This is a genomic window from Enterobacter sp. SECR19-1250, assembly GCF_013391025.1.
GTDB lineage: Bacteria > Pseudomonadota > Gammaproteobacteria > Enterobacterales > Enterobacteriaceae > Enterobacter > Enterobacter cloacae.
Window position 1 is genome coordinate 1 of sequence record NZ_JACASJ010000130.1, and the last position, 10,839, is coordinate 10,839.

Annotated in this window: 10 protein-coding genes; all 10 read right to left on the minus strand. The window is 56.4% G+C overall.

The features are described from left to right. Nucleotides 1–102 precede the first annotated feature (102 nt). Nucleotides 103–1,353 carry an HlyD family secretion protein gene (locus tag HX884_RS23085; RefSeq protein WP_013094850.1) on the minus strand — a complete coding sequence of 417 codons (1,251 nt, stop codon included), beginning with the start codon at nt 1,351–1,353 and terminating at the stop codon, nt 103–105. Nucleotides 1,354–1,359: 6 nt separating this feature from the next. Then, nucleotides 1,360–2,109 (minus strand): hypothetical protein, encoded by a 750-nt coding sequence (locus HX884_RS23090; RefSeq protein ID WP_178328861.1) that lies wholly within the window; start codon nt 2,107–2,109, stop codon nt 1,360–1,362. Continuing rightward, nucleotides 2,106–4,202, minus strand: coding sequence for a peptidase domain-containing ABC transporter (locus HX884_RS23095; protein WP_020686461.1), 2,097 nt, complete (start codon nt 4,200–4,202; stop codon nt 2,106–2,108). The genes HX884_RS23090 and HX884_RS23095 overlap by 4 nt, the downstream gene beginning before the upstream one ends. Nucleotides 4,203–4,266: 64 nt before the next feature. Beyond that, the gene (locus HX884_RS23100) at nt 4,267–4,452 is read right to left on the minus strand and encodes a hypothetical protein (protein ID WP_013094847.1); all 186 of its coding nucleotides are present in this window, start codon (nt 4,450–4,452) and stop codon (nt 4,267–4,269) included. A 22-nt stretch (nt 4,453–4,474) separates the two neighbouring features. Further along, entirely contained in the window at nt 4,475–4,669 is a 195-nt protein-coding gene (locus tag HX884_RS23105; protein WP_013094846.1) for a hypothetical protein, read from the minus strand. Nucleotides 4,670–4,741: 72 nt separating this feature from the next. After that, on the minus strand, nt 4,742–5,395 hold the full coding sequence (locus HX884_RS23110) for a hypothetical protein (RefSeq protein ID WP_013094845.1): 654 nt from the start codon (nt 5,393–5,395) through the stop codon (nt 4,742–4,744). Between the two features lie 6 nt (nt 5,396–5,401). Next, a complete protein-coding gene (locus HX884_RS23115) occupies nt 5,402–7,000 on the minus strand; it encodes a receptor (protein WP_178328862.1) in 1,599 nt (532 codons plus the stop codon). Continuing rightward, entirely contained in the window at nt 6,978–9,572 is a 2,595-nt protein-coding gene (locus tag HX884_RS23120; RefSeq protein ID WP_178328863.1) for a CS1-pili formation C-terminal domain-containing protein, read from the minus strand. Before HX884_RS23120 ends, HX884_RS23115 begins: the two co-directional genes overlap by 23 nt. 6 nt (nt 9,573–9,578) lie before the next feature. Further along, entirely contained in the window at nt 9,579–10,256 is a 678-nt protein-coding gene (locus HX884_RS23125) for a fimbria/pilus periplasmic chaperone (protein WP_020686458.1), read from the minus strand. Nucleotides 10,257–10,301: 45 nt separating this feature from the next. Next, nucleotides 10,302–10,799: a common pilus major fimbrillin subunit EcpA gene (locus HX884_RS23130; protein WP_309138899.1), complete on the minus strand. Its 498-nt coding sequence runs from the start codon at nt 10,797–10,799 to the stop codon at nt 10,302–10,304. Between the last annotated feature and the right edge of the window lie 40 nt (nt 10,800–10,839).

The window sequence follows — 10,839 nt, forward strand, 5'->3', positions numbered from 1 at the left end:
TTGACATATCAGGGACTATTCCATTTCATCGTCCAACAAAATGGGTGCAGTACAGACCGGCGTTAGCCTGTGGGCTAATGGGCGATGAACGATGAAATCGGGTCAATCGATAAACCGTTTACGCACCCGCTCCAGCGGCGCAATCAGCAGATTGATAAGCGGTTTGCGATCGATAACGATATCGGCGTTCACCGTCATCCCGCCCATCAGCAGACGCTTTTTGTTGTCCGGATCGGTAAACCAGGAAGGCACCCGCACCTTGGCAAGATAGTAGTTCTGCCCCTCCTGCAGCGGGATAAGCGCCGAATGCGCATCAATATTCACCTCGTAAAAATCAGACAGGGTGGCCTCCACCGAGCCATATTTATCCACCGGCCAGGAGTCAAAGCGCAGCTTCACCTTATCCCCTTTCGCCACCCGACCCACGCCCGTAGCTGGCACATAGAGGTACCCCTCCATCGACGCGGCGGTGTTTTTACGGATCACCACCACCACCTCGCTGTTTTGCGTAATGGCCCGGCCCGGCGGGAAGTTGATCGCTACCACGTAGCCATCGGCAGGGGCCAGCATGGCCATCGTAGAGCTGCCCCGGCTGGAGAGGTTGCGGTCAATTTCGCTGATCCGGTTTTTCACGTACAGCAGCTCCTGGCTCAGGGAGTCGATTTGCGACTGAGTGCTGTCGGTCAGGCTGGTTTTGCGCGCCTCCAGATCGAGGATACTGCTCTCCTCCAGCGTCAGGTTAAGCTGCGCGTTGAGCACGTCATTGTGGCTTTTATCCAGATCGACCTTCGACACATAGCCTTTCCCTGATATCGCTTTCCACGCCTCATAGGTATCGGTGCTGTTTTTGAGCAACGCACGCAGCTTTTTCACTTTGTCGCGGGATACCACAATCTGCCGGTCGGCAATATCCAGCTGCTGCGCCAGGTTTTTCCGGTACGTAGCGATAGAATCTTCAATGGTCTGCACGCGCTGCTCGCTGCGCTTTTTCTCCGCCTCCATCTGCTGGCGATCGAACTGCACCACCGAGCCCTGCTTGCCGCCGTAGTCCTGCGACACGGTAAAAAGCGGGTCATTCTCTTTCACGTACTGGCCTGGACGTACGGCAAAATCCACGATGGTGCCGGACTCTCTGGCACGCACTTCCACATCCCCCTGGGCCGGGATCAGCACCCCGCGCGCCAGCGTGGTTTCCGAAAAGTTAAAGACGATCGAAAAGACCAGCAGACAGAGAAAAAAGGAGATAAACAGCGTTAACACGCCTTTCAGCCGCGGGGCGTTGATCTCGTAGCTCTTTGAAAAATGGTGCGGGATCAGCGCCCGACGTTGTCGGTTTCGGTTTCTTAATTTCACGACATGTCATCCATGATAAATCACTGAAAGATCGTCCCATGCACTCCAGAGCGTGGGGGTTTTACGCAACGCGTTCAGCGTGGCGGTGGCGGCCTGACGGTACTCCGCAGGGGCATAGGTCTGGCTCTCCAGCGCAAATTCCGCCGAGTGCAGCGAACAGCCGGGCAGCAGCGTACGAATCACGTATCCGTAGCGCGTTAAAAAGCGCGTCGACACGTCCGTTAACCACGCTTTCTGGTCGCCCGCCTGGGTCATGAACAGCGCCGCATCCGGGAGGCGCTCATCCACCAGCAGCACGGTCACCAGCCGGTGCGGGGTAAAAAACGCCCCTGCCCGCCGCTCCTCGTGTGCCGCCATCAGCTTGTGCAGCGCGGGAAGGCGGGTAACAAACTGAAAGCGCACGTCGTCTGGCGCGGTGGCGAGCAGCGCATCCGCGATCAGGCCAAATCCGGCCCAGCGCATGCCCAGCAGCAGAGTGCGGGGCTGAGAATAGAAATCCTGCTCGCGGGTAAATGCCGCCACCCGGGCGTGGAGATCGAAACGCACGTTGCGCCGCCACAGCGCGGGCGGGAAGATCTGCTCGACAAAATGAAAGCCGCTCATCTCCAGGGCGTTCTGGCGCAGAAAATCGGGCGGGACGTCAGCCTCCGGGCAGCGCATAAACTGGCTGTAGTTTTGCGTGATCCGGCTTGCGAGCAGCGTACGTCCGGCCTGCCGGGCGCAAAGTCGGGCGTAGAGACGGGGCAGAAACATCATTGCTCACTCTCCCGCAGCGTGCCGTTTTCCATGGTGTAGAGCCGTCCGTGACAGCCCACCACCTCCGGCGAGTGGGTGACAAACACCAGGCCAATCCCCAGACCACGCAGGTTCGCCAGCACCTTCTGCGCCGTGGTTTTATCGAGGTTTGCCGTCACTTCATCGCACAGCAGCAGCTTCGGCTGGCTGTACAGGGCGCGCGCCAGCACCAGACGCTGCATCTCGCCGGCGGAGAAAAAGGTGTTTCCCGGCAGCAGCTCCGTTTCGTATCCGTGCGGCAGACGCGCAACCACGTGGTCAATCTCCGCCAGCCGGCAGGCAGCAATCACCCGCTCCTTGTCCGGCGCGCTATCAAAGCAGGAGAGGTTATCCAGAATAGAGCCGGTAAAGAGAATATCGTCCGCATGCACAATGCGAATATGCTGGCGCAAAGAGGAGAGATCGCACTCGGTGATCGGGATCGCATTGATCCGCAAGCTGCCCGATGTGGAGAGCAACATCCCAGAGATCAGACGCAGCAGCGTGGTTTTCCCGGAGCCGCTCTGGCCGACAATCACCGCCTCTTCGCCCTGCTTCAGCGTCATGTTGATGTGCTGCAGGGTCGCCTCACGTCCCGGATAAGCAAAAGAGACATCCTCAAAGGCCAGACTGACGGGTGAAGTCACAATCTTCCGGCCAAACTGGCTGGCTTCAGAGGGGGCAAACAGCAGGTCGCCCACGCGATCCAGCGGCCCTTTCAGCGCATTTTTGTCCAGCAGCTTTTGCGCCACCTGTACCATCGCGTCGGAGAAATAGCGTTTGTAGCTGATGTAGGCGTAGAGCATCCCGATACTCATCTGCCCTTCCAGGATAAGCCACGCGCCGAAGCAGACCACCAGCAGCTGCTCGGCGTTGATCACCAGCAGCGAGGCAACATCAAAGCGGGCCAGCAGGCGCTCTTTGCGCATCAGCCCGGCTATGTGCTCACGCTGGGATTTATCCATCACCGCGTCCCGGGCCTGCTCCATGTTGTTAGCCTTCAGGGTGATGATCCCCTTCTGCGTCTCCACCAGCAGCGATTCATACTTTGCGGTGCGCTCGATGGAGTCGTCCACCGCGCGCTGGTAAGGGCCGATCAGCGAAAAGCGGATCAGGAAGAACACCCCCATCAGCAGCATCGTCAGCACGGCGATTTTCACGTTATACAGCAGCATAAACAGCAGGCTGGTGAAGGCGATCAAGCTGGAAAAGAGGATCTGCACATAGCCATTGCTGATGAACTCCGCACAGGCATGCAGCGATTTTTCAATCGCCAGCACAATGCCCGGCGGACGGCTGCGGAACCAGCCGGTCTGGGTACGCAGCATATAGCGGCGAACCGACTGGCTGAGGTCGTCATAGGCGATGTTACGCATCAGGATCTCAAGCAGTTGCTTGAGGAACTTACCTATGACTTCAAAAATAAAGACGATAGCGAAAATGGCGGTGAGTAAGATCACCAGATCGTTGTCGTTGCGCGAGATGGCCTCATCCATGATCAGCTGCACGTAAGTGGGGCTGGCCAGCATGGTGATGAGGGTAAAAATCGAGAGCACAAACAGCAGCACCTGCCGCTGAAATAAGCTCGGGGATTTATTGGCCAGCCGCCCCAGCGTGAGCGTCTCGTCAGGGGATTTTTTGTCGAAACGCGGCGTCGGCTTCAGCTCCAGCACGTAGCCGGAAAAGAGTTTTTGCGCCTCCTTGAGGCTGTAGCGACGCACGCCGCTGGCCGGGTCGTGGACCGTTACGCTGCGCCCGTCAACCTTCACGATCACCACGAAATGATTGCCGCGCCAGAAGGCGATGAGCGGCAGTTCGGCACTTTCAATTTCAGTGATTTCGCCCTTGAGCACCCGGCCCGTCATATTTTTATCGCTGGCGAGGGTCATGAGTTCCGCCATCGAGGTGCCCGCGTCGGCAGAGACGGTAAGCTCCCTGCGCAGCTGGCTGACGGAGACGTGGTGTTCATAGTGCCCCAGCACCATCGCCAGGCAGGCCAGCCCACATTCGGTATATTCATGCTGGCGAATAACGGGTGTCTTACCCTTTTTTTTATACTGAAAAAGCGAAAACATAATTATCCGTGGCTGAAATAAAAAAATGGCCCGGCAAAGCGGGCCATAAGCATAGGTCGATAACTTATGCGCTGAAGAAGCCGCCGATGAAGCCGCCCACCAGGCCAAACACACCACCGATGGTGCCGCCCAGCGCGCCTAACATCTGGCTGCCTGCGTTATAGCCTGCGCTCGCACCCTGAAGGGCAGCAGCAAACGGATCCCAGCCACCGATGATGGCCTGTGCTTTTTTGAAATCGATAACTTGCATGATTGTCTTCCTGTTCGTTGAATTAGTTGTAGCTGCCAACCAGCGCACCCAGGAAGCCCATTGCGCCACCCAGAATTCCGCCAACCACGCCGCCTACCATGCCCATGATGCTTGCACCGGTGTCATAACCCAGCTGTGCACCTTTAACGAGGCCAGCGAATGGGTTTAATGCACCACCGATAATATCTTTCGCTTCTACGAATGAAATCGCTTTCATTTTATTCTCCTGTAGTTGTAAATCTTCAGCTTGCGCCAAAGGATAATTTCCTTTTATGAAGGAAAGCGGTTGTTACGGGCAGCGCGTAAGCGGGATGATTTTATTTCCATAAATAATCATCCGCCTTGCGGGCTGCGCGTAATTATCTATTTCCAGCCGTTGACCCGGTGGAAGATATTTTGAGTCATTATATTGTGAGCTACATCCCTGAGAAGAGACATATTTAAACCAGGTATTCCCGGTATTACTCACCACCCCGTTACTAAACGTATAATCAAAATGCCTTGTCCATGGTCGGACAATTAAAATAGCCTCAAGCGAAACCACCACATCCGACTGAATGCGTTGGCCTTTGCTCATCACAACCCGCGCCTGAAGCGGCGTCTCGGTGAATTTAACGCGATAATAGCGTTCTTTGCTGTCGTGCGGGCCGGTATAATAAAACTTAAATCCGGCCCGCTCGCCGCTCTCCAGAGTTAACTGTTTTGGCGAGAACATCACCTCGCCATCTTTTATTTCAGTCTCTTTCCCGTGTTCTTTTGGGACATCAACCTGAATAAGCGAAACAGTATAATTCTGTCGTACGCTGGTATCGTTTTTTATTGGCTGAAAAACAACTTCTTTTTCAGGTAGAAAATCAATATTTAGATTTTCAATAATTAAAGCATTTGCGCTTGCGGAAATGAAGCAATTTATTGCGAAAATAGCCAGGAATTTTCCAGTCATACACGTTTAATTCCAGGATGCACTGACATCAATTCGACCCTGAGCCGTCACTTCACCAAACCATGTATTACCGTCATAGGTGGTTTTCGATACCGGGTTATTCATCACAAACTGCAATACCAGCGGGGTTTTCCACAGCCACATGTCCGTCACGCCTGAGCTTATCTTGTCCCACTCTTCCGCATGGGTGGCGGGTGCGGGAATGGACAGCGCCTCGCCTTTGCAGTTATGCGCCTTCAGCGTTTGGCTTTTGCCCAGCAACACGTTACCGGGGACAGGCACCGTGAAGCCGTTACCGCTAAAGGCACAGTAGTCCACGCCGTTCAGACTCTGCGTCGGCCCGGTGACCTTCACCGTGACCGCAATCGCGGCATCTTTTTGCGCGCCGCTGTAGGTAATGGTGTAGGGGATCTCTATCGGCCCCTCGCCAATCGTGCCTTTCCCGGAACCGCCCAGGCCGTTAGGGTCGAGCGTGTAATCCGGGTTATCCGGCACGATCGCAAGGCCTGGCTGGATAGGGTCAATCACCAGCCCGCCCCCCGGCTGGAAGCAGAAATCCGCCGCCAGCGAGCTGTTACCCGGCGTCAGGCACAGGCTGACGATATTGCCGATGTTGTTGCCATCCCCCGCCTGCGCCACGCTCAAAATCAGCGCCTTCGGGAGGAAGATTTTCAGGTACGCCTTGCCGCCGTTTTTTTGCGGCGCCGCGAGGAAGGTATTCGCCAGCACGCGAGTGTCGCTCAGGATGCCGCCGGAGATGCTGTACCAGTTGCTCTCATCGAAGGTGATTTCCGCCGCCAGCCCCGTCCCCCCGTTCATGTGCGATTGCAGCACGCCGTTCACGCGGGACGAGGTCAGCGCCAGCCCCGGGTTGTAGCCGGTGATATCTTCCCCGACAAAGGTGTATTCCAGCAGTTCGCAAAGCACACCCGACACCGTATTGCGGGTGTATTTAGTACACGTCGCCCCGGTTGAACCATCCACAATGGTCACCTCGCCGCTGATCGGGTCAATGCCCAGATCCAGCGCCCGCGAGTTGGTCATGGTCAATGTGCCGACCTTATGCAGCGTGTTGGTGGTGGTGACCTTGCCGATAGAGGAGATCTGCGGCGTGGAGGTAATCGTCACCTCGTTGCCAGATGCAGCATTGAGCAGATAATCAAAGAACGGATCCCCCAGCACCCAGCGGCCATAAGCGGTGCCCGGCTCAATGACCGGCGGTTTCACCACCATGGACGTGTCGGAATAGCTGGTCGTCGCGGTATAGCCCGTGGTACCACAGCTTGACGAACACGCGGTGCCCTTAAAGAACGGCGAGGCGCTGGAGCCTGTGACGCTGAAGTTGATGGTCAGCGGGCTGCCTGCCGGGCCGTTAAAACTGTTGTCCGGAATATAGGTGGCAATCCCGTTGTTGGTTTTCGCACTCAGGGTGGGCCACTCCCGCGAGCCGTGTAAAAACGCGGTGGAGGTGCTGTTCAGACTGAACAGCGCCGCCGTGTTGCCCGTCCCGTTGTTGTCCGGATTGTTGATCGCGAAATAGGGCATCTGCTGCGCCTGCGCCGCCGCGCTTATCAGCAGCAGATTAAGAGCGAATATCTTTTTCATCGTCACGTTCCCGTGTTCCTTTTGCTTCCTGCCAGACGAAATCGCCTTTATCGCAGGAGATGTCCCCAAGCCACAGCGCGCCACGGTTGGATGCAATATCCAGACGCACCTCGCAGACGCTGTCGTCCGGCGTGGCAATGCTGAGCACCGGATTGTTCTTGTCCACGTCAATCACGAAGCGACCGTCGTTTTCGGTGCGGGTCAGACCCACGTGGTTTTTGATTTGCGTGGCGCTCACCGGATTACCGTTGGCATCAACAAGGCGGCCAAACAGGGTGACGATTTTTTTCACCTGCGGCTTCATCACCACCGTGTTCCCCGGGTAAACCGTGATATGACGACGAGCGTTTGCGCCAATGTCATAGCTTTCGGTGCCGGTTTCACTGTTCATGACCTCCAGGTCATAGGCCTGATAGGCCGGTAACGACAGCCAGGTTTTATCGCCCTTGATGCGCTCCGTGCGGCCGTTGAGCTTCAGCGTGAGCGACTCGTCGGACTTAAGCCCGGTACTGACGATCACCCCTGCGCTGTGGGTGCCTTTACCGGCCGCAACCGCCTCTTTCGACCAGCCCACGCTGCCGTCGCTGGTCAGCGTGGAGTTCCAGCCTTTGCTGGTGCCGCTCTGCACGCTCAGAATGTTGCTGTTCCACGGCGTGTCGAAGCTCACGCTGCCCCCGCCGCTCACGGTGCGATCCTGGTTGCTGCTGAAAGCTCGTGAAACGTTGGCGGTAACCGACTTCAGGTAATCTCCTTCGAACTGGCGGCTGGCGCTGACGTTAAGCGCCGTGCCGGTATCGCGGTTATGGGAAACGCCCACCGAGACGGTGTTACCCAGCGGGATCGAGAAATCGAGCATCACGTAGCGGTCTTTCTCTTCGTAATAGCCTTCGTATTTATTGCGCGACATCCCCACCCGCAGGCGCGCCGTACCATAACGACCGGCATACAGCCCCTGGGAGTAGTCAACCTGATAGCGTTTATAGCGGTATACGTCGTCTTCCTGTCGCATCAGGCTCAGGTTGCCGGCGGACGGCAGGCCAAACGACGGCAGGCTGAACGATGCCCCCCACGTGTTGCCTTTGTTTTCATAGATATCAAGGAACTTGCCGCTGGAGAGCTGCTCATGCGAGTACCAGACCGAACCGATATTCCACGGCAGGCTGACGTTAGCCCCGTAGTTGGCGCGGTACGTTCCGTCAGAGGCGGCCATCGTCTGGGTATTCACCGAGAAGTACCCGGTCAGGTTCAGGGAGGCCCACAGTTCACTGACCACGTGTTCGCGCATCATATAGCCGGAGGCGTTCCAGTCGACCATCCCGCTGCGCTTGCTGAAGGAGGCGCCGACCAGCGACATGGTGTCTTTATGTTTGGTGTCGTAATCGTAGTAGTAGCTGTTGTCCTGCTCGTTTTTCCGTTTGGCGTACTTCTTATAGTTGACGACGGATTTGTCGCGGCTATAAATCCCGCCCCACGTCTGCCAGCGCAGCGATTCCGACACGTTGTTAGTGAAAGGTTTGTTCACGGTGTACATGCTCCGTGACACGGTGCGGCTGCCGCTGACCACCTCGACTTCCACGCTGTAAATCCCGTAGGGCAGCGCGCTGGTGTCGATTTCGTGGTTACCCACGTCAAAGCGCTGAATACCAATAAGCTGGCCGTCACGACGAATGCGGGCTTCTCCGGCGGTCGGGAAATAGACCACGATCGGTGTCAGGGAGAGGGTATTGTCCCGCTTACGCGAGTTGGCCTGGTTCCCCACGGAGACGCCGTACACCTCTCCGCCGGAGATCCCGCTGACGCTGGCGAGAGACTGCATCGCCCAGCCGTTCAACATCCCGGCGGCGTAGCGCATGCCCTGATAGTCACGTTCCCACATCACCGCGTTCATCTGGGTGTCGCTGCTGTTCTCGTTAACGTAGCCCGAGCCATCGACCAGCAGGTGATCGACCCCCATCGAGACCCAGCTTTTGGCGTTGAGATAGCCGGATGACCAGCTGTCGCTGTAGCCGCTCTCGGTGTGATACGCCCCCAGGTTATAGGAGAGCGTGCCGCTCAGATCGTCTGATTCAGGGGCATCGATATCCACCTCACGCGGACGAATATTGACCCCGTAGTCACGTTGGGAGAGGTTCAGCAGCAGGCGCATTTTTTTCTGATCCAACTCGAACGCCGACCCGGCGCTCACCGGAATACGCATATGGTCGTCAAACTGCTTGCCGTTGATGCTTTGCAGCAGCGTCCGCATCTCTTTTGACAGGCGAATACCGTTGTCTGACTCCTGGACCTGGACATCGCGCAGCCCGAGCTGTCGGTCTTCTGCGTAGATCGTTACGTCGCCAATACGGACATACTCGCTCACGTCACCGGTGCTGCCCGCCTGTTGCGCTGCACCCGGGCGGGTATTGACCAGATAAACGGGGATTTTGATCCCCTGCTCCAGCAGGGCATAGAGCGAGTCGGGAAAACGGTAATTAGCGATAACCACGGAGCTGGAGGCCGCATGCGCATACGCGGGCAAGAGGCCGGATGTGCACGCCATCATCACCGGCAACACTAATTTATTTTTCACCATGCATCCTTACTTAACAGGAATGAACTGTTTCAGGTCCCAAATTCCGAGATGAAAATGGCTGTCCGTTACGTTGATATCGTCGATCGCGCGGGAAGTGCCCGGCATCAGGTAAAAGTTTTTGACGCACGGCGTGGTCGGCGATTCCGGGTTGGGTTTCAGGCAAGTTCCGCTCGCGTTCACGCGAAACGCGGTATTGCCCTTATTGGTGATCTTCCCGGCCACGTAGACGAAATCGACGTTCTTCTTCCGGGGCTGGACCACCAGAATGGTGCTCACCACGGCGCGGGTCATCCCTTTGCCATTCTTTTGCGTGCCGTTGTCGAGATCTTCGCTGACCCCTTCATCAATGAAGGTAATGCGGTAATAGCGCTCCCGATCGTCGGCCTTACCGTGATAGTAAAATTTGACGATATTGCTGGTTCCGGCGGGCATGACCATGCGCGTGGGCGTCAGCAGCAGCTCGTCGGTTTGCTCTGGATTAATCACCACGCCTTCATCCATCGGGCTGCTGATACGCTGGGCGCTGATGGAAATAATGCGCACGCTGTCCGCTTCGTTTTTTAATTCCTTGGCGGTGGAATCCGCATCGGCAGGAATAATGGTGGTGACTTTGCCAACATTAATCGCCAGCGCGGAGGAGGAAATAAATAATAAAGAGAAGAAGATGGGTTTGAGGCTAAACATGATATTTCCCTAAACAGGGGCTTACGCCCCTGTAACTGTCAGCTCTTAGCCCCAGGTTGCGCGGAACGCAACGGAGACAGTACCTTCCCACAGGCTGTTGGTCAGGTCTTTGAACTCTTTCGCCGCACCGGTGCTGTCCTGTGCAGAATCGACGTAGAACACAAACTTGTCCTGGCCGGTCACTTCGGTGTTTGCCGTCGCGCCTGCGCTGGTGGTCAGGTTCCACAGGCCAGAAGAGACGCCGGTGTTGTTTGAAGAGTCAACCAGGGTAGTCCATGCCGTTGACTTCGTACCCACTGTGCCACCGATGGAGCCCAGATCGGTCCCGCCAAAGCGCGCGCCCACTTTCAGTTTGGTTGCTTCGCCGCCAACGCTGAACAGGGTGTTGTCAGAGTCATCAACGATAGCTTCCAGTTTGAAGCTGGTTGCAGAAGAGTGATCGCCACGAATAGCCACATCAAACAGACCGGTGTCGGTGTTAAAGGCTTTCGTGTTTGCGCTATAAACGAAATTCAGTGCGCGTGTTGGGGGACTTTGTTGAATAAATCGAACTTTTGCTGAGTTGAAGGATCAGATCACGCAT

Coding starts and splice junctions, on each gene's coding strand:
- HX884_RS23120 (WP_178328863.1), bottom strand. CDS start 9,572: ATGGTGAAAAATAAATTAGTGTTGCCGGTGATGATGGCGTGCACATCC.
- HX884_RS23105 (WP_013094846.1), bottom strand. CDS start 4,669: ATGAAAGCGATTTCATTCGTAGAAGCGAAAGATATTATCGGTGGTGCA.
- HX884_RS23125 (WP_020686458.1), bottom strand. CDS start 10,256: ATGTTTAGCCTCAAACCCATCTTCTTCTCTTTATTATTTATTTCCTCC.
- HX884_RS23100 (WP_013094847.1), bottom strand. CDS start 4,452: ATGCAAGTTATCGATTTCAAAAAAGCACAGGCCATCATCGGTGGCTGG.
- HX884_RS23095 (WP_020686461.1), bottom strand. CDS start 4,202: ATGTTTTCGCTTTTTCAGTATAAAAAAAAGGGTAAGACACCCGTTATT.
- HX884_RS23090 (WP_178328861.1), bottom strand. CDS start 2,109: ATGATGTTTCTGCCCCGTCTCTACGCCCGACTTTGCGCCCGGCAGGCC.
- HX884_RS23110 (WP_013094845.1), bottom strand. CDS start 5,395: ATGACTGGAAAATTCCTGGCTATTTTCGCAATAAATTGCTTCATTTCC.
- HX884_RS23115 (WP_178328862.1), bottom strand. CDS start 7,000: ATGAAAAAGATATTCGCTCTTAATCTGCTGCTGATAAGCGCGGCGGCG.